Source organism: Streptosporangium sp. NPDC006013 (genome assembly GCF_040614275.1).
In the GTDB taxonomy this organism is placed as follows: Bacteria; Actinomycetota; Actinomycetes; order Streptosporangiales; family Streptosporangiaceae; genus Streptosporangium.
Window position 1 is genome coordinate 10,971 of the sequence record NZ_JBEXUE010000028.1, and the last position, 21,769, is coordinate 32,739.

The window sequence follows — 21,769 nt, forward strand, 5'->3', positions numbered from 1 at the left end:
CGGCACTAGTGGGAGATATCAATGCTGACCAGCCTCGATGAGTCGCTCTATCACCAATCATCCCGCGTGTTCGCGGAGGCCGCGGTGAGCGACCACCGGTTCTACGACCGGTACACCTACACCTTGATGGCCCCCGGCGGGGCCGTGGCCCTGCTGACCGGCATGGCGGTCTACAAGAACCTCAACGTCCACGACGGCTTCATCTGCACGCAGGCGGGGGCGGCGGTCCAGCGCAACGTCCGGCTGTCCCGGCCGCTCCGGCCGATCGTGGAACCGCTCACCCTCGGTCCGATGCGTACGGAGTTCCCCGAGGCGTTCAAGGTCACCAGGATGATCGCGGAGCCCAACGAGTTCGGCGACGCGTTCGACCTCTCCTTCCGCCCGGTCTTCACCCGGCTGGAGTCGCCGCACTACGGCGAGGCCGACGGCCGGGTACACACCGACTACCGGCGCTTCAGCCAGGTCGGGTGGACCAGCGGCACGCTCGTCGTCGACGGCCAGGAGCACACCTTCGACCGCTGGTTCGGCTGGCGGGACCACTCCTGGGGCGTGCGCCCGGGGGTCGGCGGCTTCGAGCCCTACACCGGCACCCGGAACCGCGGCGGGATCCCGTCCGCGGCCAGGGCCGGTGGGATGGGCATCCTGCTCGTCTACTGCGGCTTCGCCACCGACAGCTACTCCGGCTTCTTCTTCACCATCGAAGACGAGGTCGGCAAACGGCTCTACATCGACGGGGCCATCCGCGTGAACGACGGCGAACCGTCGGAACTGGTCGACGGGTCCCACAAGATCACGTTCCATCCGGGTACCAATGTGTTCGACTCGATGAAGATCCAGGCTCAGACCGCCGACGGTGAGGTGTGGGATCTCGACGTCGAGGCGATCGGGCGGCCCTGGGCGTACCGGGGCACCGGCTATGACCACGGCTGGAACGACGGCAAGGGCCTCGGCGCCTGGCGCCATGACGGCCTCACCGCGGAGACCGACGTCTACGACGTGTCGCATCCCGAGAACGTGGTGCTTCCCAACGGCGAGGTGATCCGTCCGATCCACCGGGAGCAGCCGGTCCGGGTCACCGTACGCGGCGAGCAGGGCAACGGCCACGCTCCGATGATGGTGGTCGGTCCGAACCAGGTCTACGGGCTGAAGGAACGGTCGTGAGACTCGTTCCGGGCTCATCCTGGGCCAAGGCCCGGGCCATGCCCAGGGGGCTCGCGCTGCGCCTGATACGCCAGGCCGTGGCGGCCGTGTACGACGACGAGACGGCCGACGCCGGCCGCAGGCGCTTGGCGATGCGGCTCGACCAGGCCATCGTCCGGCTGATCACGACCGAGACCCGGCTGCTCGAGGTCGAGGCGGGCCTCGCCCCCGAGCACGAGTCCCACATGGAACGGGCAGACGCGCTGCTCGGTGCCTCGGACCCGCGAAACTCCCATCCACTGGACGTGCTGGCCGAAAGGGCCCGCGTGCTGGGGGAGCGCCTGAAGGACGCCTCTCCCGACACCGCCGACGAGATCTGGGGGCTGCTGCGGGACATCGCCGGCACCGACCACGCCGGTCGGCAGGCGTTGGAACAGGCCATCGCGGAGACCCGCGACAGCGGGGTCGCCGGGCCTCATGACTCCGCGGGCGAGGCGGCGAAGGCCGAGGCGCGGCCACTGGACGTGGACGGCTTCGACACCTACCTCGCCGACCGGGACTGGGCGGCCCCCCGGCCCCGCGCCGCCGAGGTGGAGATGGTGGTCGGCGGACAGTCCAAGCACACCTACCTCGTCAGCGTCGATCCGCAGGAGGGGCCCGAGGCCTGGCGCGGCGGCGTCGTGGTGCGGATGGACACGGGCTACTTCGACAACAGCGTGCTCGACGAGTACGCCCTGATGACCAGGCTCTTCCAGGCCGGCCTCCCGGTGGCGGAGCCGCTGCTGCTGGAGGCGGACAAGGCGGCCTTCGGCCAGCCGTTCATGGTCAGCCGCCGCCTGGACGGCAAGGCCGCCGGCATGATCCTCGACGCGGTCGGCGCCTCCTCGGCGGAGGCCTTCGCCCTCGCCGCCGCGCTCGGACGGCTGCACTCGGTTCCGCTCGACCGGCTCGTCGACTCGCCGCCGACCGATCTGCCTCAGGTGGTGGAGGAGTCGCGCCGGAAGATCGAGGAGCTATGGCGCGACACGACCCTGACCGAGTCGGTCGCGGTCGAGCTGGGGCACCTGTGGATTCGGGAACACGCCCACGAGCTCGCCGGGCAGCAGCCCGTCATGGTGCACGGCGACGCGAGCCTGCACAACATCCTCGTCGACCGGGGCCGGCTGACCGGGCTGCTCGACTGGGAGTTCGCCCACGTCGGCCATCCAGCCGAGGATCTGGCCTACTGCCGGCCCGCGGTCGAGCGGGTGGCCGACTGGGACGCGTTCCTGCAGCGCTATCGCGAGTGCGGTGGCCGGGAGGTGTCCGAGCGGGAGCTGAACTTCTTCGGCGCGTTCTGTCAGCTGCGCAACGCGTCCCTGTGCGCGCAGGTGATGGACAACGTTGTGGCCGGCCGGATCACGACCTTCGACATGTTCGTGACCTCGGTGGACACCTTCTCCCGGATGGAAGCGGTCCTCGCCCAGCAACTGCACGCCGCATTCACCGCCGACCGAGCCGCGGCCGCGCAGTGAGCCGGGTCGAGCCTGCTCCACGCCGACGGACATGTGGACGCGGGCTCCGCACGCCCTGGGGGCGCCAGGGACGGCCCGCCCCCTGCGAACGACGACCGAAGCAGGACCGATGCCAAGTGACGAGGAGCAAGGTTGACTTCCTCCCCACGGCTGAAGCCGGGGGATTCCAACCCTCACAGGTCGGGTTTCCTGCTTCACTGCCAGTCGCCCGCCAGGAGGATTCTCCTTTGAGGTCTTACCCCGGCTCCACAGGCGTTTTTCCTCTCCGCCGGCCCGGCGGCGAGGGTGGTGCGGGTCATGCGTGCGGCGGCTTGGTTATCGCCACCGTTCGAGCATGTTAACCCATGCGGCGCCGTACCACGTTTCCTTCCCACGCCTAAAGGCGGGGGTCTCCACACTGAAGGGATTCAGATGAAAGCAACAGCGGCGGTGTGCGAGGCGCCCAACCAGCCGCTCCTGGTCCGTGAGGTCGAGGTCGCCGAGCCACGGCCCACGGAGGTGCTGGTGCGCGTCACCGCCACCGGCATCTGCCACACCGACATCTCGATCATTCAGGGAAAGATCCCCTTCGGCATGCCCGGCGTGGTGGGACACGAGGGCGCGGGTGTGGTGGAGGAGGTCGGCTCCGGTGTGACCACCGTGCGTCCTGGCGACAAGGTACTGCTCATCTCGCCCTCCTGCGGACGCTGCCGGCCCTGCCTCATCGGACATCCGGCGCTGTGCGAGGTCCCGGCTCTGCGGTGGGGAGGCGGGCGGCTCGACGGCTCCCCGGTCCTGACGATGGACGGTAAGCCGGTCGCGTCGAGGTTCCTGGGGCAGTCCTCCTTCAGCACCTACGCGCTGGTCGAGGAGCGCACCGCCCTCAAGGCGCCGGACGACATCTCCGACGAGATCCTGGCGCCCTTCGGCTGCGGTGTGGTGACCGGAGCGGGTGGCGTTCTCAACGTGCTGAAGCCGCAGTCGAACCAGAGCGTGGTCGTGCTGGGGGCGGGCGCGGTCGGCATGTCCGCGATCATGGCCGCGGCCCTGACCCCGGCGGCACGGCTGATCGCGGTGGACGTGGTGCCCGAGCGGCTGGCCCTGGCACGGGAACTCGGCGCCACGGACACGATCAACGGTGCCGAGAGCGACGACCTGACGGCGGCCATCAAGGACGCCACCGGGGGTGGTGCGCACATCATCGTCGAGACGACCGCCAGCACCAAGGTGCTGCAGTCGGCCCTGCCGGCGCTGGCCCGAGGCGGGGTCATGGGCCTGATCGGGGCTCCGGCCGCCACTGAGCAGGTGTCTTTGCCCGTGGTGCAGCTGATCATGGGCGCGATGCGCATCGAGGGCATCGTCATGGGGGACGGCACCCCTCCGTTCCTGCAGGCACTGATGCGGCTCCACCGGGACGGGAGGTTCCCCGTCGATCGGCTCGTGCAGACCTACCCCTTCGACCAGATCGAACAGGCCATGGCCGATGCCGAGAGCGGCAAGGTCATCAAGCCCGTGCTGACCTTCGGAGCCTGAGGGACGGACCACCATGAATGAGATCGACTACAACCCGACCGGACTCGACTCCGTCGACGAACTCCCCCTCCCCAAGCCCCCGGACGAGGCGCTGTGGGCGGAGAACTTCTGCTATCAGGCCTGGGACCGGGAGCAGGACCTCGGCGTCTGGCTGCACTTGGCGCGGATGCCGTACGACCACGACATCTGGCGGGAGACCGTGGTGGTCTTCCTACCCGGTGACCGCTACTTCCTGTCCCGCGCGTTCGCCCGCGGCGCCCACGAGGCCGGCCCCGGCTCGGCGGGGACCAGACTCACCTGCGTCGAACCGTTCCGCCGGTTCCGGCTGCGGTTCGACGGGGTGGGGCGCTACGTGCGGCAGGCCGACGTCGAGGACGGGTCGCTGCGCGACGGGCCGGCCCAGCCTTTCCATCTGGACCTGGAGTTCGAAGCGGCGGCGCCCCTGTGGGACATGAGCGCCCACCTGAAGGGCCAGCACTTCGCGTCCATGCACCACGAGCAGTCCTGCCTGGCCACGGGCACCTTCGAGACTCTCGACGAAACCTTCACCATGCGGCAGGGCGGCGCGATGCGGGACCACTCCCGTGGCGCGCGGGACTTCACCAAGCTGCACAGCCACGTGTGGCTGAACGCGGTGTTCCCCAGCGGGCGGTGCTTCAACGTCCTGGCGAACTACGAACGGTCGACGGGCAGGACGCTCGCCCGCGGGTTCGTCAGCGACGGCCGGACCTTCCAGGACTTCGCCATGGAGCCCTCGTTCCTGCAGGACCCGGACAAGCCGTTCGAGGTGGGGAACCTCAAACTCAGCAACGAGGGGGAGTCCTTCGAGATCGGGGTGGAGATCCTGCGCGTCCTTCCCATGGCCATGCGCCGCCCGAATGATCTGGTGCTGGGGAAGGAGGCCGCGGGAGACGGGCTCGGCAACCGCCTGTACGAGGGGCGGGCCCGGTACACCTGGGACGGCGAGGTGGCTTACGGGCACATCGAACGCAGCTGCCCGTTCGCAGCGGGAGAGTGAGCCGGTCGTGGAGCGCGCACAGACCTACCTCGTAGCCGAGATCGAGGCCGTATGCTGGCTGCTCCGCAACTCGGTCGACGTGCTGCAGACCTCGATCCGCCCGGCGCTGGCCGGTCTGCCGGCCGCCCATGCCACCCGATGCGTCGAGGTGCTGGCCGCCGCGGTCGACCAGCTGACCCGGCTGGCCGAGAACGGTGGTGAGCCGCCGGACTTCCCGGCGCTCGCCGACGAGCTCGCTGACATCGACCGGATCCAGGAGCGGCTGGCGGCGGTGAAGGCTCCGCCGGCGGCGCGGACCTCGCCCGCGGGGCAGGAGTCCCCGGTGCGGCACGACCTCGAGGCCGAGGAACTGGAGTCGTACCTGCGGGAGCACCCGCGCGGCGGCGCGAACCTGCGGCTGCACCATCTGGAGCGGATGGCCGGCGGGCGGTCGAAGAGCACCTACGCACTGACCGTCCAGGACGCGGCCGACCTCCCGAGTGACCTCGTCATCCGCAAGGACCAGGAGACGCTCCTCAACAACACCTCCGTGGTGTCGGAGGCCAAGCTGCTCGAGCGGCTCCACCGGGCGGGACTGAAGGTTCCCCAGCCGTTCCACCTCGAATCCGACCCCGAGGCCCTGGGGTCGCCGTTCCTGATCCTGCAGCGTCTGGAGGGGACGACGGCCGGGGAGGTCTTCGACCCACCCAGGAACGAGCGGCTGGCGCTGGCCCTGGCCGAGCAGGTGGGCCTGCTCCACTCCCTCGACGTCGGCGGCGTGGCCGACGATCCGTTCCTCGTGACCAAGGACGTCACGGGCGATCAGCTGTGCGAGCAGCTGGCCGCCTTCCGCGCCACGGTGAACGAGTTCAGTGAGCCGTACCCGAGCGTGCTCGGAGCACTGGACTGGCTGGACGAGCACGTCAGGGACTTCGACGAAGAGGTGCGGCTGGTCCATGGGGATCTGGGCTTTCACAACGTTCTCGCCGAAGGTGACGAGCTGACCGCGGTGCTGGACTGGGAACTGGCGTCCCTGGGCCACCCGGCGCGTGATCTCGGATATCTCCGCAGCACGATCGAAATGATGACGGATTGGGACAAGTTCCTCGACGCCTACCACGCGTCCGGCGGGGTCAGGTGTGATCCGCACGCGGTGGACTTCTACATGCTGTTCTCGAGCGTGTGGCTGTACCAGCACCTCGCCCGATCCGGCCGGATGCGGCTGAAGTGGGACGCGCGGAACATCGAGTACGCGATCTCTTTCGCCGTGCTGGGGCCAAACATGCGATACCGCCTGGCACGGCAGCTGGACGGCGTGCTGACCCGCGGCTGACGTTTCAGCGTGTCCCGGTGAGGCGGGACCGTCGAGGAGAGCGGAGGATGATGAGCAAGCAGGACGACAAGTCCGTCCATGTGGAGGTCGTGGTGGCCATCACCTGGGAGGAAGGCCGATACTCGGCCCGATGCCTGGGGGTGGGCGACCTCACCTGCCGGGGAGACACCATGGTGGATGCCGTGCTGGATCTCGCCGAGCAGTTGTCGCGCCACTTCTCCGCCGGCGGTTCCCCGGTCGGCCGCCCGGACCGTTCCGAGCTTTGGCAACCGCTCCCGGTGGAGATGCTGACGGCACTGGACGTGGCCGTCAACTGATCCCGCCTCCCATGCCCGGCGACCCCGCCTGTCCCGGCCGAATTCGGCGATCCCCACCGACCCCGGACCTCCGAAGACGTCGTCGCCTCCGGCCGGAGACAGGCGGTGAGCACGAGGTGTCTCGTGTCCGTAGACCACGAAGGAGAATCATGACGGAACCCGGTACCCATCCTGGCCGCGAGACCATCCGCCAGACGGTGCTCAACTACATCAAGGGCCTGGAGAACTCGGACTTCGACGCCGTCGCGGACCTGTTCACCGACGACGCCTTCTACTCCCATCCGCCCTATGACCCGGACAGCCCCAAGCGGGCCGAGGTCAGGGGGCGTGAGGCGTTGCGCGCCCTGCTGAAGGGGCGGCGCGGCAGCCGCAAGTGGCATCACGAGATCCAGTCGCTCTTCGTCGCAGACGACCGCTGCCTCGTCGAGGGCATCGTCCGTGAGTTCGAGGGCGGCCCGATCAGGTCCTCGTTCGCCGGATCGGGGACGTTCGACAGCGAAGGCCGGATCAGCCGCTGGGTGGCCTACCGCAGCATGCCCGCGATCGGGGAGTCGCTGGATTAGGCGGATGGTGGATCAGCGCAGGGCTCGGCAGAACATGTCGAGGGTGATTTTGATGATCTCGGCCGTTTCTTCCGTACCGGAGCCGCCGGAGGACTGCGACATGAGACGCAGGGTGCCGGCGCGGAGCACGCCCCAGGCGAGTTCGGCCCGCAGCGCGGGATGGTCACATCCCGCCTCGCGGAGCACCTCGCCGAGCGGTTCGATGAGCGACTCGTGCAGCTCGTTCAGCCGTTCCCGGCACTCGGGCGGCAGCCCGAGCGTCAGCGACGCCGGGATCAGCGCGTAGTCGGGGCTGCCGATGAACTCCAGCGCGGTCCTGCCGTACGTCCGGACCTGCTCGTCGAGTGACGCGGCGGACCCGTCGGGCGTGGTCCCCGCCACGGTGGCGCGCAGGCGATCGGCCCAGCGGGGGAAGGCCTCCTCGGTGAGCTGGGCGAGGATGTCGGCGGTGGAGGAGAAGTAGCGGTAGACGCTGGAGCGGGCCAGGCCGATCCTGGCGCCCACCGCCGCCGGGGTGAGCGCGTGCACCCCCTGCGCGGCCAGGATCTCGCGCGCCGCCTCCAGCAGGGCGGCGTGCTGGTTGGCCCGGTGGGCGGCGACGGTCGCCGCGCTGATCCTTGGCATCTACACCTCCAGGTGGCGTCCTCCAGTATCGGGCTCGGGTGTCCCTGCTCCGTCCTCGTCCCCGCCCTCGTCCTCAGGGTCTCGGGCGGGAGCGGCGGTGCGCGGAAGCAGGAACGTGAAGCCGAGTCCGGCCAGCAGGACCAGCCCGGTGATGACCGGCACCCTGCGGGTCGCCTCCGTGGCGCCCGCGACCGCCGCCGCGTGGATGGCCGGGCCGCTCAGCCCCGGGATGGCCGCACCACCGCTCTCCTGCACGGCGGTCGCCACGCTCGTGCGAACCTGCTCCGGATAGGTCGCCATGTTCTTCTCGACCGACGAGCCGAGCCCGGTGACCAGCACCCCGCCCAGGACGGCGACTCCCAGCCCCGCACCGACCTGGCGGATCGCGCTCTGCAGCCCGGCGGCCTGGCCCGCCTGCCGGGCGGGCACGTCGGCCATCAGCACGCTGGTGAGCTGGGCCGTGGCGAAGCCGATGCCGAAGCCGTAGACGAGCATCCAGGGCACGATCCGCCACACACTCATGCCGGCCTCTAGGGAGAGGCCGATGCCGATGGCGCCCACGACCTCCAGGGCGAGGCCGATCTGCACGACCGTCCGCGAGCTCAACTTCCTGGTCAGGCCGGGGACCACGCCGCCGGCCAGGAAGGTGCCCACGGCGAGGGTGGCGATGATGAGGCCGGCCGTGAACGCGCTGTGGCCGAGCGCCGACTGCAGGAACAGCGGCAGCACCAGGATCACGCCGAACTCGCCCAGCGCCACGATCATCGCGGCTATCGCGCCGTAGCGGAAGCCGGGCAGCGTGAACAGCGTCAGGTCGATCAGCACGGGGCGCCCGGCCCGCTCGCGGCGCCGCTCCAGCAGGATGAAGGCGGCCACGGCCAGGATGCCGACGCCGAACGCGAAGGGCACCGGGGAGACCTCCTCGAACCGCAGTCCGAAGAATTCGGCGGTCCGCAGGGGAGCGAGCCAGCCGTACTTCTGACCCTCGATGAGGCCGAAGACGATGGAGAACACGCCCAGCACGACCAGCACGATGCCCAGCGGGTCGTGGCCGGTGGCCCGATCCTCACGGGAGGAGGGGATGCGCAGCGCGCCGAGCAGGACCAGCGCGCCGATGGGCAGGTTGATCCAGAACGCCGCGCGCCAGCCGTGGTCGGTGACCAGCCAGCCGCCGACCAGCGGCCCGATGGCGGCCATCCCGCCGACGATCGAGCCCCAGATCGCGAATCCGATCACCCGCTGCCTGCCGAAGTAGGTGGAGTTGATGATCGCGAGCGTCATGGGCATGGCCATCGCGGCACCCACTCCCTGGATCCCCCTGGCCCCGATCAGCATCGCGCCGCTCCCCGCGATCGCCGCCAGCAGGCTCGCCACCAGGAAGACCACGATGCCCGTGGCGAACAGCCGCGGCCTGCCGCGCTGATCACCGATCCGGCCCAGCGGGATGAGCAGGGACGCGAACACCAGCAGGTAGAGGGAGTTGACCCACTCCACATCGGTGACCGTGAGCCCCAGATCGTCGATCATCGCCGGAACGGCGACGTTCACGATCGTCGCGTCGATGACGACCATCGACACGCCGACCGCGAGCACGAAGAGAGGCAGCCAACTTTGACGAGAACTTGGCGACATCATGTCGCGAACTATAGCAACATCATGTCGCTATCTATCCGGGCGTGCGTCGATGTTTCGCGTAGACGGTCAATGGGCTGGGCGCGACCTGGGTGGGCCGGGTAGGGTGGCGATCAATAGCGATGACGGAGACGAGTAGCGCCTCGATCACCGGAGTCGGAGAGAGCCGCCGGCAGCTGCGAAGGCGGACTCCGGCCGGGGTGTGAAGACCCTCCCGAGCTGCGGGGAAGAACGGCCTCCGGGCCCAGTAGAGTCCCGCCGAATCGCCCACGTCAAGGGTTTGCAGAGGCCACGCCGCACAAGCCGGCGGCGTGGCGAAGGTGTGGTGGCACCGCGAGGATCCCGCTCGCCCACGCCTCTCAGGGGACGCGTTGCGAACCAGAGGAGGTCACCACCATGCAACGCATCCTGTCCACCCAGCTGTCCGCGCACGTCGGTGAGACCGTACGCGTCGCGGGCTGGATTCACCGTCGCCGACTGCTGAAGTCGGTCGCCTTCCTGATCCTGCGCGACGCCGCCGGCCTGACCCAGGTCGTGGTGTCCGAGGAGGCCGTCCGCGCTCGGCTGGAGGCCCTGCCGGAGGAGACGACGGTCTCCGTCGTCGGCACGGTCACCGTCGAGCCGTCCGCGCCGGGCGGCGTCGAGATCACCTCGCCGGTGATCGAGGCACTGACCGACCCCGCCGAGCCGGCCCCGTTCGACCTCTACCGGCCCGACCTGCGCGCGAGCCTGCCGACGATGCTCGACCACGCGCCGGTCGCGCTGCGCCACCCGAAGCTCGCCGCCACCCACCGCATCAGCGCGGCCGCGGTCGGCGGCTTCCGTACGGCGCTCGAAGCGATGGCGTTCGTCGAGATCCACACCCCGAAGATCGTGGGCACGGCGACCGAGAGCGGCGCCAACGTCTTCAAGCTCGACTACTTCGGCCGTCCTGCCTACCTGGCGCAGTCCCCTCAGCTCTACAAGCAGATGATGGTCGGTGTCTTCGAGCGGGTCTACGAGGTCGGACCGGTCTTCCGCGCCGAGCCGAGCGACACCGCCCGCCACCTGGCGTCGTACACGTCCCTCGACGCCGAGATGGGCTTCGTCGAGGACCACCGCGACGTCATCGCCGCGTGCCACGCGACGGTCGGGGGCATGCTGGCCGGCATCCGCGCGTCGGCCGGTCCCTCACTTGAGCTTCTCGACGTCACCATGCCCGCGCTGACGGAGAGACCAGTGGTGGTGCACTTCACCGACGTCCTTGAGATGATCAGTAAGGAGACCGGCCAGGACGTCACCGCCGAGCCCGACCTCGCACCGGCGCACGAGCGCTGGATCGGGGAGTGGGCCCTGCGCGAGCACGGTTCGGACTTCGTGTTCGTCGAGGGCTACCCGACCGCGCACCGTGCCTTCTACACGCATCCGGACCCGGCGCGGCCCGGCTACTCGCGCGCGTTCGACCTGATATTCCGTGGCCTGGAGCTGGTCAGCGGCGGCCAGCGGATGCACCGGCACGCCGACTACGTGCGAACGCTGACCATGCGCGGCGAGAGCGACCTGTCGGCGTACTCGGGATACCTCGACGCGATGCGCTCCGGCATGCCGCCGCACGGTGGTTTCGCCTTCGGGCTGGAAAGGTTCATGGCACGCCTGCTCGACGTGCCGAACATACGCCAGGTCACCCTCTTTCCCCGCGACCTGCACCGGCTCGCTCCGTAAACGACTCGCTTTCCGCTGTGGCCGAGGTGGGGGAGGCCGGCGTCCCGGACGATGGTGGGATCAGGTCCGTGGACGCCGGCCTTTTCGTACGGTCCACACCCGGCACGGGGGAGCCGTCGGCGTGGACCGGCCCCGGGACACCCGGTGCTGTGACCGGCGAACCTTCCCGGTCACAGTTCCGATGTTCCGCAGACCCCGAGAATGGTGCTGAATGAGGATCGGGCGGTCGGATGTGCTACTCATGCACGATGGGGGACGTAAGTATCGGTAGAAGTCGGCGGATCCTGGTCGCGGCCGTCGTGACCATGGTGATCAGGCTGGTCGTCCTGGTGACCGGGGCCCTGAACACCCGGATTTCGCCCTGCCGCCGCCTCGAACCCTCCTGACCTCCATGCAGTGGGTTGCGCTCGTCCTTGCCATGCTGATCGTGTACGGCGCGGCTGTACGGCGCACCGCGGAGGCGGCCGGGGTGGTGGCGCTTGCCTTTGTCGTCATTACGGGTGGGGTCTCCGGCTTTCTGGGGTGGCAAGTCCGTGATGTCGTCGGGAGCCTGTTGCTGGCCGCCGGATTGGCTGCGGTGGCGTGGGCGCTGGGGCGGTGGCGGCGGCGGGTCCTTGCCAAGCGAGATGCGCTCGCCGCCTTTCTGGCGGGGGTTGAGGCAGTGCCCGCGACGGCTGCCGCGGTGGAGCGGCTTCGGCTGGCCGGCGAGTTGCACGACACCGCGGCTCATCGGCTCACCGGCATCGTGGTCGGCGCGGCCTCAGCGCTGCGGCTGGGGGACGCGCGGCTGGTGGCGTCTGCGCTGGAGCACGCGGCGGCTGAGGGGCGGCTGGTGGTGAGGGAACTGGCCGCGCTCACGGATGGCGTTCCCAGGGTGCCACGGCTGGCCGACGTCGACACGCTGGCCGGACCCGGGGTGGTGTACCGCAGGACGGTGGACGAGGTCCGGGAGGAGGTGGCGGCGGTCGCGTACCGGGTGGTGCGGGAGGCGCTGACCAACGCCGCCCGATACGCGCCGGGCGCGCAGGTGCGGGTGGAGCTCGCCGCCACCGACGGAGACCTGCTGGTGACGGTGATCAACCAGGTCGGGGAAAGCGGCAGGGCGGAGGACGGCCTCGGGGCGGGAAAGGGGCTGGCCGGGCTCAGGGCGGCCGCGGCCGAGTGCGGAGGAACGCTGACCGCCGGCCCCCAGGGTGATGGGTGGGCCGTGGTGGCGTCCTTCCGGATGACGACACGGGGGCGGGGGAGGAAGGACGGGTGGCGGGGGAGACGGGGGGCGGATTGGGCGTTGGCGGCGTTGGCCGTCGGGTTGTCGGTCGGGACCAGCCTGCTCGACAGCGACCCCGCCGACCTGTTGCTTCTCCTTCCCCTCTGCGCCCTCCACGCACTACCGCTCGGCTGGCGCAGACGGGCACCCGGCTTAGCGCTGGCGGTGGCGCTGTCGATCTACCCGGTGCTGGTGGCGACGCGAGCCGTACCGCCCGCAGGAGATGTGTTCCTGTGGTGCTCGTGGGTGGAACTGGCGCTGCTCTACGCCATCGGACTGAGCGGGAAGGGCCTTCCTGCTTGCCTGGGCATGGCGGCGGTAGGTGGGCTGGCGCTGGCGGCCGGCCCGGGGATCACGGGCAACCGGCTGGGCGCGTGGGCGGTGCTGAGCCTGGGCGTCACCGTGCCCGCCGTCACCGCCTGGGCACTCGGCGCGGCCGTCGCGACGATTCGGGCGCGGCGGTCGGTCAGGGAGGCGCAGGCGCGCACGGCGACGGGTGAGCTGACGGCGGCAGCCGTACGAACGGAGCGGGACAGGATCGCGGACGGCTTGCGGCGTACGGCGACGCGCCACGCGGAGGCGGTCGTGGCGGCGGCGGATGCGGGCAGGCTCGCCGACGCGCTGGCCGAGGCCAGGGGTGGACTCACCACACTCAGAGACCTGCTCGAAGAGCTGGGCGAGACGGGAGATCCGGCCCCTACGCTGGCCGGGGTAGCGGCGCTGGCCTCCCGCAAGGGCGCCATCGTCAAGTTCACGGGCGAGCGCCGCGAGGTGGACCCGGCGGTTCAGGTGGCCGCGTTCAGAGCGGCAGAGCAGTTCTTCGAGCACGGCGACGAGGTGACCGTGGCCTACCTGAACGGTGGCGTAAGCATCGAGGGCAAGGCCACGGCAGGGCTCCGGGACCTCGCCGACGCGGTTGGGGGGGAACTGATCACCATGGCTGATGGCACGATACGGGTATGGCTACCCGAATGATCACCATTCTTGTCGCCGACGATCAGGCGGTCGTGCGGGCGGGCATAGCAGCCGTCCTGGACGCCGAGCGCGATATGACCGTGGTGGGTCAGGCGGCCGACGGGCAGGCGGCGGTCGAGCTGACCCTCCAATCGCGCCCCGACGTGGTGCTGATGGACGTCAGGATGCCCGGCCTCGACGGCCTGCGGGCCACGGCGCGCATCACCGCCGAGGTGCCCGGGACGCGGGTGGTGGTGCTGACCACGTTCGGGCTGGACGACTACGTCTTCGGCGCGTTGCGTGCCGGCGCCGCCGGGTTCCTGCTGAAGGACGCGGAGCCCGAGCGGGTGATCGACGCGGTCCGGGTGGTCGCAGCCGGAGACGCCATGCTCGACCCAGGCATCACGAGGCGGCTCATCGACCGATTCGCACAAGAGCCGCCGCCGTACAACGGCAGCACGGGTGTGCTCACGCCGCGCGAGACCGAGGTGCTCAAGCAGGTCGCCACCGGCCTGAGTAACGCCGAGATCGGCGCGGTGCTCGGCATCAGCCCGGCCACCGTCAAGGACCACATCGCGGTGATCCTCGGCAAGCTCGGCGTACGCAACCGCCTTCAGGCCACCATCGCCGCGTACGAGACGGGCCTGGTCCGCCCCGCCGCGCGGCGGGGGAGCAGTCCATCCTGACGGAGGAAGAGCCGGCCTCCCCACCTTCCTAGCGTTGATCCCATGAAGCTTGTCCTGGGGGCCGTCCTCGCCCTGATCCTCTCGCCGCTGGTCTTCTTCGGCGTCGCCATGGTCGTGCCCGTGTACCCGGTCTTTGCCGGAGCGGCCGCCGTCTCGATCGTGTCGATCGCATGGCTGGTCGCGAGAAAAGCACTGTATGTCGCAGGTATCACCGTTGTGCTCTGCGGTATCGCCGCCGTCACCGTCCTGCTCCCGTTTCCCGCGCCGGTACCGGTGATTCCGGCGGGTGTGCGGTTCTGGGACCTGCCCACCGGCTCCCGCCTGGCCTATGTCAGCGAACCGGCCAGGGGTACGGCCAGGCCGTATCCGGTGATCTTCCTACACGGCGGCCCCGGCACACCGGGTGAGGGGGTCCCGGAGGGTGGGCGGGAACTGGCTGGTGAGGGGTTCGACGTCTATGCCTACGACCAACTCGGCGCTGGACGCTCCACGCGCCTCGACGATGTCAGCGGTTACACGGTGGCCAGGCACGTCGCCGATCTCGACGCCGTCCGCAGCGCGCTCGGCGCGGAGCGGGTGATCCTGGTCGGCAGGTCCTGGGGCGGCACCCTGGCGGCCGCGTACATGGCGGCCCATCCCGACCGCGTCGCCAGGGCCGTGCTGACCTCGCCGGGAGCGATCTGGGAGCCTGCCTATCCCGACGGCGTGGGCTCGCCCTGGGGCAACGGGGACGGGCCCGACGGTTCGCTGCGCTTCCTCGTCCAGAACGTCCTGCTCGGGCTCAACCCGGCGGCCGCGCGTAGCATGGTGCCCGACCGCGAGGCGGACGCCTACTTCCGCGAACTGCTCATCTCGGCCAAGGACGCCACCGGCTGCCCGGGGGCGGCGCCCGCGCCCACGCACACCAACCAGCCCGGCTTCTACGTCAACCAGGTCACCTCCGCAGACGCGGAGACCGTACCTGATCCCAGGCCCAAGCTGCGCCAGGTCCACGTGCCGACGCTGATCGTGCGCGGCCAGTGCGACTACCTCAAGTGGCAGGTCACCGACGAATACCGGCGCACTCTGCCGAACTCGACATTCCTCTACGTGCCCGGCGCAGGGCACTCCATCGCCAACGGCCGTCCTGACCTCTACCGCGAGCTTCTGACGGCCTTCCTCCTCGGGAGAAAGCTACCTACGCCCTAGTAGGACTTGGTTACCTAGGGTAAGAGATGGTATGTCACCTGCTTTGGAGGCCTCAAGGACTCGAGGCCGTGCGGGCGCGACTGGAGACGTTTGCCGCTGAGGCGTTCTCCTGTTTCGCCCGTGCATCAGCGAGACCACGATCCCGGCGAGGGCCGGCACCACCACGACGGTATTCGTCCGCGGCAGGGCGGATGCCACGGCAGGTTCGGCATGGGGCGTGGTGAAATCTCCGGCTTGACAGTACGGGTGCGGATGGCCTGACAGATTTTAGACAGGTTTTAAGTCAGTTGCTTGACTTAAGTTAACAGCCCCGGTTGACTGATCGTGACTCGAAGGTCGGTTCGGAGGGGGCATGGTGAGTCAGGGTGACGGTGGGCCGATGCTGAGCTATCCGATTCCCGGCGAGGCGGCTTTGGAGCCGCCGGCCGAATGGGCGCGACTGCGGCAGGGGTGTCCGGTCGCGCGGGTGACGCTGCCCAGCGGGGACGAGGCGTCGCTGGTCACGCGCTATGAGGACGTCAGACGGGTGCTGTCCGACCCGCGGTTCACCCGGCCGACGCACGCGGACGACGCGGCCCGGATCTCGGCCAACGAGTCGGGCGGGCTGTTCAACAACGAGATGTCGATGTCGATACCGCAAACCGGTGAGGGGCATAAGCGGTGGCGGCGGATGATCGGCAAATGGTTCACCGTCAAGCGCATGGCCGCGCTGCGACCGGGGATGGAGACGATGGCCGAGCGGCTCGTCGACGACATGCTGGAGCGGGGCCGGCCGGCGGACCTCAAGGCGAGCCTGGGCTTCCCGTTGCCGGTGTGGGTGATCTGCGGCCTGCTCGGGGTCCCGGACTCGGACCGGGACAGGTTCGCGTACTGGTCCGACACGTTGCTCAACCTGACCCGGTACACACAGGCGGAGATCGACGCGGCACAGGCCGAGTTCGTCACCTACATGGCCGCCCACATCGCCGCCAAGCGCGCGGAACCGGGCGAGGACCTGCTCAGCGAGCTCATCACCGGCGCCGACGGTGACGGTGAGCGGCTGTCCGACGCGGCACTGGTGGCCACCGGCCAGGGTCTGCTGGTCGCCGGACACGAGACCACCGCGAACATGATCGGCAAGATGGTGGCGATGCTGCTGGCCGACCGGCGGCGCTGGGAGCGGCTCCTGGCGGATCGGTCGCTGGTGCGCTCCGCGGTGGAGGAGGCGTTGCGGTTCGACGCCAACCCGGGATTCGGCATGCCGCGCTATCTCGGCGAGGAGATCGAGGTCGCCGGGACCCTGCTACCGCCTGGGACGACCGTGGTGTGCAGCATGGCCGCGGCCAACCGCGACGAGAGTGTCTTCGAGGGTGCCGGCGAGATGAACCTCGGCCGCAGCCCGAACCCCCATCTGGCCTTCGGCGTCGGCGCGCACTCGTGCCTGGGGCAGGCGTTGGCCCGCACCGAGTTGCAGGTCGTGCTCGAGGTGCTGCTGCGCCGGCTTCCCTCCCTGGAACTCGCCGTTCCGGTGGAAGAGCTGCACAAGGTCGAGGGACTCGTCGTCGGCGGGTTGCGCGAGGTTCCGGTGCGATGGTGACCATGGCCGGCAGGACCGTCAGGGCCGAGCGGGCCGATGCGACGCGGGAGTCGATCCTGGTGGCGGCGGAGCGGTTGTTCGCCGAGCACGGGGTGTTCGCCGTCTCCAACCGCCAGGTCAGCGAGGCCGCGGGGCAGGGGAACAACGCCGCGGTCGGCTATCACTTCGGGACCAAGGCCGATCTGGTCCGCGCCATCGTGCGCAAACACGCCGAGCAGATCGAGCGGGTGCGGGTGCGGATGCTGGCCGAGATGGGCGACAGCTCGAACGTGCGGGACTGGGTGGCCTGCCTGGTGCGCCCGAGCGCCGAGCATCTGGCCGCCTTGGGGGACCTCACGTGGTATGCCCGGTTCGGTGCCCAGGTGATGACCGACCCCGCATTCCGCGAAATCATGGTCGACGAGTCTCTCACCTCGCCGTCGCTGCACCAGGTCCTCGACGGGCTGAACCGCTGCCTTCCCGAACTGCCGGCCGAGGTGCGTGCCGAGCGCGGTGACATGGCCCGTCAGCTGATGGTGCACATGTACGCCGAGCGCGAGCGCGCTCTCGCGGAGGGCACCCCCACGCCCCGGTCCAGCTGGCACGACGCCGCGACCGGGTTGATCGACGCGCTCGTCGGGCTGTGGCTGGCACCGGTCACGCCCTGCCCATGACGGGAGCCGTCGCGCCTCGGTGAATCGCGGGCAAAGGAGGAGCTGACCATGAAAGTCACTGTGGACGAGGTCAAATGCCGCGGTGCCGGCCAGTGCGTGCTGATCGCACCGGAGGTGCTCGATCAGCCCTGCGATGACAGCCGAGGAACGCCGGTCCGACACCGCTCTCGGCGACAACCACTGCCCCTTCACGAGGGGAAGTGCTCATCAACGCCTGCCGCGAACATGTCGCGGTACGGGTTCCATTGGAGGAATCAATGACCAGTACGTTGAATCCGGCGAGTGAGCACCCCGCGGAGATTCCGGAGTACCCGATGGCCCGGGCGGCGGGCTGCCCGTTCGACCCGCCCCCGACTCTGCGGGCCAAGCAGCAGGAGGGACCGCTCGCCAAGGTCCGTCTGTGGGACGGCAGCACCCCGTGGCTGGTGACCCGTTACGCCGAGCAACGGGCACTGCTGGCCGACCCGAGGGTCAGTGCCGACGTCACCCGGCCCGGCTACCCGAGCTCGGCCCCCGTCAACGGTTCGTCGAAGGTCAGCTTCATCCTGATGGACGATCCCGAACATGCCCGGCTGCGGCGGATGGTGACGGCGCCGTTCGCCATCAGGCGGGTGGCCGCGCTGCGGCCGGCCGTGCAGAAGATCGTCGATGACCTGATCGACGACATGCTCGCCGGCCCGAAACCGGTCGACCTGGTCGAGGCGTTCGCCCTGCCGGTGCCCTCACTGGTGATCTGCGAGTTGCTCGGCGTGCCGTACGCCGACCACGACTTCTTCCAGGACAACAGCAAGACCGTCATCAAGCGGGACGCGACGCCCGAGCAGCGGTCGGCCGCCCTCGGCCGGCTGGCCGGCTACCTGAACGACCTGTTGGGCGAGAAGCTCACCAACCCCGGTGACGACATGCTGTCCGGGCTGACCGAGCGGATCAGGACCGGGGAACTGTCCCGGCAGGAAGCGGCCCAGATGGGGGTGCTGCTGCTGATCGCCGGGCACGAGACCACCGCGAACATGATCGCGCTCGGCACGCTCGCCCTGCTGGAACACCCCGACCAACTGGCCCTCCTCCGCGACTCGGGCGATGAGCGGCTGGTCGCCTCGGCGGTGGAGGAACTGCTGCGCTACCTGCACATCACGCACAACGGGCGGCGCCGGGTGGCGCTGGAGGACATCGAGATCGCCGGGCGGCTCATCCGCGCCGGCGACGGGCTGATCTTGGCCAACGACATCGGCAACCGTGACCCCGAGGCGTTCCCCGACCCCGACCGGCTGGACATCCAGCGCGACGCCCGCCGCCACGTGGCCTTCGGCTTCGGGGTGCACCAGTGCCTGGGCCAGTCGCTGGCCCGGCTGGAACTGCAGATCGTCTACAGCACCCTCTACCGGCGCATCCCCACCCTGCGGCCGGCCGCGGACCTGGACCAGATCCCGTTCAAGCACGACGGGTCCGTCTACGGAGTCTACGAACTCCCCGTGACCTGGTGACCTTCCCCCGCACGGCAGGCAACCGACTACGCCGATAACCAGGAGGATCTCATGAAGGTGACCATCGACCAGGACAAGTGTGTCGCTTCCGGACAGTGCGTGGTCGCTGCCGCGGACGTGTTCGACCAGCGTGACGAGGACGGCATCGTCGTGCTGCTCAACCCGGACCCGCCGGCGGAACAGGCCGCCGACGTCCGGCACGCCGCGGTGGTCTGCCCGGCGCTGGCCATCCACATCGAGGAGTGACGGGCAGATCGACTCCGGACGCTGCGCCATGGTTCTCGATCTCAGTGCTCCGTGCCGCCGCGCCGTGCTCAGCCGTTCTCCGGGCCCAGGCCGGCCGTGTGCATGGCCGCCCGTATGATCTCTTCCAGACGCTCGCTGTGCGCGCCGCGCCAGTAGACCTGGCCGCATTCCGAGCATCGGCCGTAGACGTCGTAGGAACGCTTGGTCCCGGGCTCCAGCAGGCGGTCGATCTCGTCTTTCTCGACGGGGATCAACTCCCCGTTGCAGGCCGTGCAGCGGGTCCACGGCCGCAGCGGTGGCGCGAATCGCTCCAGCAGGTCACGGAGCTGGTCGTTCGCCTTGTTGCCTCGTACGTAGGCGCCGAGCCAGAGCGCCCGGCGGCAGAGCAGGCCGTGGTCCTGGGTCAGCAGCACGCGGCGTTCCCGGTTCGCCTCGACGACCAGGGAGGGGTCGTCCATGTCGTTGTGGTAGGTCGCGTCCACGCCCAGCAGCCGGAGCCGTCGCGCGAGGGTGCCCAGGTGGACGTCGAGCAGGAACCGGGGCGCCTGCTGTCCCGGTTCGAGCGGCACTCGCTGGGGGCGGGGCACGGCGTGAACGTGGATCACGTCACCGGCGGCGGGCTGGTAGGACGGGCCGACCTCCGCGCCTTCGACGGTCAAGAGCCCCACCTCCGGCAGCGGAATGCCAAGTGACTCCACGACATGCCCCAGCGTCGATGTCCCGTCGGGCGCCACCCGCTGCCACTCGCCTCGCCGGCGCGCGGGCAGGAACAGGAGCAACTCGGTGGCGATATGCAGGCGGATGTCAGATTCGATCACACTTTCAGCATGCCATCCACCTCAGGTGCTTCGAGGTTGTGGTGCGGGTTGGGTGACGACCGTGACCCGGGCCTGCGTGATCTATGTTGGCGTCGACTCTGAACGCGGGCTTATGGCCAGCGCGGCCAGATCCGCTGCCTGTTCGGGGTGGAGCGGGGGCAGCGCGGTCAGCAGGCGCAGGTAGATGATGCCCAGCACGGCCTCGGTGGCCAGCGCGACGCTCGGGAGGTTCAGCCGATCTTCTCGCTGGGCCCTTTCCATGATGGGTGCCAAGGATGCCTGCTGGTGCTGATGAGCTTGCGACAGGGCCTTTCCCAGGGCGTCGTCGGCCGCGAAATGCGGTGCGAGCTGTCTGATCAACTCTCCGGCGAGGGTGGTCGTCAGCACGGTGATCTTTTTGTGGAGCAGGGTTTCCAGGGCGGCGGCGACGTCGTCGGTCTCCTCGGTGGTCTCGCTCACCTGGGCGAAGGCCATGTCCACCGCGTCGGAGATCAGCGGGGCGATGTCGGGCCAGCGTCGGTACACGGTGGGGCGGCCCACGCCCGCGCGGCGCGCGATGGCCTCGATGGTCGTCTTGCCCAGCCCGTTCTCCGCGACGATTTCGAGCGTGGCCCGCAGGATGCGCTGAGAGGCGTCACTGTCGAGGGGTCTGCCGCCGCGCGGCCGGTCGATGTCACGCATGGGCTTATCTTCTCACCTAGATACGTTACGATACACAGACGTAATGAATCTGGGCGGGAGGAGCGTGTCATGCCCCTGGCGTTGATCACAGGAGGGTCGCGCGGAGTGGGTGCCGCACTGGCGCACGAGCTGGCACGGCGCGGATATCGGCTGCTGCTGTGCGGTCGGGACGCCGATGCTCTGGCCCGCGTCGCGGCCGCCCTGCCGCAGGTCACGGCAGTCCCGTGCGATCTCGCCGATGTGACGCAACTGCGTCTTCTCGCCGAGGCGGCGACCCGCCTGGGCGAGCTGTCGCTGCTGGTCAACAATGCCGCTGTCCAGGACGTCTACGAACTCGGAGACCTGACACCGGAGCAGGGGTGCGATCGCATCAGCCGGGAGATCGCGATCAACCTGACCGGCCCCTTGCGGTTGACGGCACATTGCCTGCCGTTGCTACGGGCCCGGCCAGGCTCTCGGATCGTCAACGTGACCTCGGGGCTGGCCATCGCGCCCAAGCGCGGTGCCGCGGTGTACTGTGCGACGAAATCGGGCCTGCGCACCTTCACCCGGAGCCTGCGCTACCAGGAACAGGCCGCGGCATCGGGAGTGGCGGTCACCGAGGCGATGCTGCCGCTCATCGACACCGACATGACCGCGGGCCGCGGCAGGGGAAAGATCAGCCCGCAGGACGCCGCCCGGGCCATCGCCCGCGCCATCGACCGAAATCGCGACCACGTCTATGTGGGCAAGATCAGGCTGCTCAACGCGCTGCACCGGGTGAGTCCGCGGCTGAGCTACCGGGTGACGCGCGACGGGTAGCACCGCTTTTCGTGACCTGTTCGGAACAGCCGTCGCGCGAGGGTGCCCAGGTGGACATCGGGCAGGAACCGGGGCGCGTGCT

At 69.5% G+C, this 21,769-nt stretch carries 21 protein-coding genes and 1 pseudogene; 18 read left to right on the forward strand and 4 right to left on the reverse strand.

All coding sequences use genetic code 11. The features are described 5' to 3' along the window. Positions 1-21 precede the first annotated feature (21 nt). The 7 genes from ABZ260_RS07025 (at position 22) to ABZ260_RS07055 (ending at position 7,376) form a co-directional block, all read left to right on the forward strand. Positions 22-1,161, forward strand: coding sequence for a hypothetical protein (locus tag ABZ260_RS07025; protein ID WP_355613810.1), 1,140 nt, complete (start codon positions 22-24; stop codon positions 1,159-1,161). Beyond that, entirely contained in the window at positions 1,158-2,654 is a 1,497-nt protein-coding gene (locus tag ABZ260_RS07030) for a phosphotransferase family protein (protein ID WP_355613812.1), read from the forward strand. The genes ABZ260_RS07025 and ABZ260_RS07030 overlap by 4 nt, the downstream gene beginning before the upstream one ends. 411 nt (positions 2,655-3,065) lie before the next feature. Next, on the forward strand, positions 3,066-4,166 hold the full coding sequence (locus ABZ260_RS07035) for an NAD(P)-dependent alcohol dehydrogenase (protein ID WP_355613814.1): 1,101 nt from the start codon (positions 3,066-3,068) through the stop codon (positions 4,164-4,166). Between the two features lie 13 nt (positions 4,167-4,179). Next, positions 4,180-5,184 carry a hypothetical protein gene (locus ABZ260_RS07040; protein ID WP_355613816.1) on the forward strand — a complete coding sequence of 335 codons (1,005 nt, stop codon included), beginning with the start codon at positions 4,180-4,182 and terminating at the stop codon, positions 5,182-5,184. Positions 5,185-5,191: 7 nt separating this feature from the next. Further along, complete coding sequence (locus ABZ260_RS07045) at positions 5,192-6,496, forward strand: phosphotransferase family protein (protein WP_355613818.1); 1,305 nt, start codon at positions 5,192-5,194, stop codon at positions 6,494-6,496. Between the two features lie 47 nt (positions 6,497-6,543). Then, positions 6,544-6,813 carry a hypothetical protein gene (locus ABZ260_RS07050; protein ID WP_355561498.1) on the forward strand — a complete coding sequence of 90 codons (270 nt, stop codon included), beginning with the start codon at positions 6,544-6,546 and terminating at the stop codon, positions 6,811-6,813. A gap of 149 nt (positions 6,814-6,962) precedes the next feature. Then, positions 6,963-7,376 carry a nuclear transport factor 2 family protein gene (locus ABZ260_RS07055; protein ID WP_355613820.1) on the forward strand — a complete coding sequence of 138 codons (414 nt, stop codon included), beginning with the start codon at positions 6,963-6,965 and terminating at the stop codon, positions 7,374-7,376. Between the two features lie 12 nt (positions 7,377-7,388). Here ABZ260_RS07055 and ABZ260_RS07060 read toward each other — a convergent pair whose 3' ends face one another. After that, entirely contained in the window at positions 7,389-8,000 is a 612-nt protein-coding gene (locus tag ABZ260_RS07060) for a TetR/AcrR family transcriptional regulator (RefSeq protein ID WP_355613822.1), read from the reverse strand. Continuing rightward, complete coding sequence (locus tag ABZ260_RS07065) at positions 8,001-9,593, reverse strand: MFS transporter (RefSeq protein ID WP_355613824.1); 1,593 nt, start codon at positions 9,591-9,593, stop codon at positions 8,001-8,003. It abuts the gene before it with no gap. A gap of 435 nt (positions 9,594-10,028) precedes the next feature. On the opposite strand from ABZ260_RS07065, the gene aspS reads away from it, so the two are divergent. From aspS to ABZ260_RS07115, 10 genes and pseudogenes are all read left to right on the forward strand, one after another. After that, positions 10,029-11,333, forward strand: a complete 1,305-nt coding sequence (aspS, locus tag ABZ260_RS07070; RefSeq protein ID WP_355613827.1) for an aspartate--tRNA(Asn) ligase — start codon at positions 10,029-10,031, stop codon at positions 11,331-11,333. A gap of 248 nt (positions 11,334-11,581) precedes the next feature. Further along, entirely contained in the window at positions 11,582-11,719 is a 138-nt protein-coding gene (locus ABZ260_RS07075; RefSeq protein WP_355613829.1) for a hypothetical protein, read from the forward strand. A gap of 5 nt (positions 11,720-11,724) precedes the next feature. Then, positions 11,725-13,575: a histidine kinase gene (locus ABZ260_RS07080; RefSeq protein WP_355613831.1), complete on the forward strand. Its 1,851-nt coding sequence runs from the start codon at positions 11,725-11,727 to the stop codon at positions 13,573-13,575. Next, positions 13,572-14,240, forward strand: a complete 669-nt coding sequence (locus tag ABZ260_RS07085; protein WP_355613851.1) for a response regulator transcription factor — start codon at positions 13,572-13,574, stop codon at positions 14,238-14,240. The genes ABZ260_RS07080 and ABZ260_RS07085 overlap by 4 nt, the downstream gene beginning before the upstream one ends. Positions 14,241-14,282: 42 nt before the next feature. Beyond that, positions 14,283-15,428, forward strand: a complete 1,146-nt coding sequence (locus ABZ260_RS07090; RefSeq protein WP_355613833.1) for an alpha/beta hydrolase — start codon at positions 14,283-14,285, stop codon at positions 15,426-15,428. Between the two features lie 379 nt (positions 15,429-15,807). Continuing rightward, positions 15,808-17,004, forward strand: a complete 1,197-nt coding sequence (locus ABZ260_RS07095; protein WP_355613835.1) for a cytochrome P450 — start codon at positions 15,808-15,810, stop codon at positions 17,002-17,004. Then, complete coding sequence (locus ABZ260_RS07100; protein ID WP_355613837.1) at positions 16,998-17,657, forward strand: TetR family transcriptional regulator; 660 nt, start codon at positions 16,998-17,000, stop codon at positions 17,655-17,657. The genes ABZ260_RS07095 and ABZ260_RS07100 overlap by 7 nt, the downstream gene beginning before the upstream one ends. 48 nt (positions 17,658-17,705) lie before the next feature. Further along, positions 17,706-17,795 (forward strand): annotated as a pseudogene (locus ABZ260_RS07105) (ferredoxin); the annotation flags it as partial. Between the two features lie 119 nt (positions 17,796-17,914). Beyond that, positions 17,915-19,141 carry a cytochrome P450 gene (locus ABZ260_RS07110; RefSeq protein WP_355613839.1) on the forward strand — a complete coding sequence of 409 codons (1,227 nt, stop codon included), beginning with the start codon at positions 17,915-17,917 and terminating at the stop codon, positions 19,139-19,141. A 51-nt stretch (positions 19,142-19,192) separates the two neighbouring features. Continuing rightward, a complete protein-coding gene (locus ABZ260_RS07115) occupies positions 19,193-19,387 on the forward strand; it encodes a ferredoxin (protein WP_350923953.1) in 195 nt (64 codons plus the stop codon). Between the two features lie 68 nt (positions 19,388-19,455). Here ABZ260_RS07115 and ABZ260_RS07120 read toward each other — a convergent pair whose 3' ends face one another. Together ABZ260_RS07120 and ABZ260_RS07125 are read right to left on the reverse strand one after the other, a co-directional pair. Then, a complete protein-coding gene (locus ABZ260_RS07120) occupies positions 19,456-20,205 on the reverse strand; it encodes a Mut7-C RNAse domain-containing protein (RefSeq protein ID WP_355613841.1) in 750 nt (249 codons plus the stop codon). Positions 20,206-20,286: 81 nt separating this feature from the next. After that, entirely contained in the window at positions 20,287-20,886 is a 600-nt protein-coding gene (locus ABZ260_RS07125; RefSeq protein ID WP_355613843.1) for a TetR/AcrR family transcriptional regulator, read from the reverse strand. A gap of 69 nt (positions 20,887-20,955) precedes the next feature. Here ABZ260_RS07125 and ABZ260_RS07130 point away from each other — a divergent pair, with 69 nt between their 5' ends. After that, entirely contained in the window at positions 20,956-21,687 is a 732-nt protein-coding gene (locus ABZ260_RS07130) for an SDR family NAD(P)-dependent oxidoreductase (protein WP_355613845.1), read from the forward strand. The last annotated feature ends 82 nt before the right edge of the window (positions 21,688-21,769 follow it).

Coding starts and splice junctions, on each gene's coding strand:
- ABZ260_RS07025 (WP_355613810.1), top strand. CDS start 22: ATGCTGACCAGCCTCGATGAGTCGCTCTATCACCAATCATCCCGCGTG.
- ABZ260_RS07035 (WP_355613814.1), top strand. CDS start 3,066: ATGAAAGCAACAGCGGCGGTGTGCGAGGCGCCCAACCAGCCGCTCCTG.
- ABZ260_RS07040 (WP_355613816.1), top strand. CDS start 4,180: ATGAATGAGATCGACTACAACCCGACCGGACTCGACTCCGTCGACGAA.
- ABZ260_RS07050 (WP_355561498.1), top strand. CDS start 6,544: ATGATGAGCAAGCAGGACGACAAGTCCGTCCATGTGGAGGTCGTGGTG.
- ABZ260_RS07055 (WP_355613820.1), top strand. CDS start 6,963: ATGACGGAACCCGGTACCCATCCTGGCCGCGAGACCATCCGCCAGACG.
- ABZ260_RS07060 (WP_355613822.1), bottom strand. CDS start 8,000: ATGCCAAGGATCAGCGCGGCGACCGTCGCCGCCCACCGGGCCAACCAG.
- aspS (WP_355613827.1), top strand. CDS start 10,029: ATGCAACGCATCCTGTCCACCCAGCTGTCCGCGCACGTCGGTGAGACC.
- ABZ260_RS07075 (WP_355613829.1), top strand. CDS start 11,582: ATGGGGGACGTAAGTATCGGTAGAAGTCGGCGGATCCTGGTCGCGGCC.
- ABZ260_RS07080 (WP_355613831.1), top strand. CDS start 11,725: ATGCAGTGGGTTGCGCTCGTCCTTGCCATGCTGATCGTGTACGGCGCG.
- ABZ260_RS07085 (WP_355613851.1), top strand. CDS start 13,572: ATGATCACCATTCTTGTCGCCGACGATCAGGCGGTCGTGCGGGCGGGC.
- ABZ260_RS07090 (WP_355613833.1), top strand. CDS start 14,283: ATGAAGCTTGTCCTGGGGGCCGTCCTCGCCCTGATCCTCTCGCCGCTG.
- ABZ260_RS07095 (WP_355613835.1), top strand. CDS start 15,808: ATGCTGAGCTATCCGATTCCCGGCGAGGCGGCTTTGGAGCCGCCGGCC.
- ABZ260_RS07100 (WP_355613837.1), top strand. CDS start 16,998: ATGGTGACCATGGCCGGCAGGACCGTCAGGGCCGAGCGGGCCGATGCG.
- ABZ260_RS07110 (WP_355613839.1), top strand. CDS start 17,915: ATGACCAGTACGTTGAATCCGGCGAGTGAGCACCCCGCGGAGATTCCG.
- ABZ260_RS07115 (WP_350923953.1), top strand. CDS start 19,193: ATGAAGGTGACCATCGACCAGGACAAGTGTGTCGCTTCCGGACAGTGC.
- ABZ260_RS07125 (WP_355613843.1), bottom strand. CDS start 20,886: ATGCGTGACATCGACCGGCCGCGCGGCGGCAGACCCCTCGACAGTGAC.
- ABZ260_RS07130 (WP_355613845.1), top strand. CDS start 20,956: ATGCCCCTGGCGTTGATCACAGGAGGGTCGCGCGGAGTGGGTGCCGCA.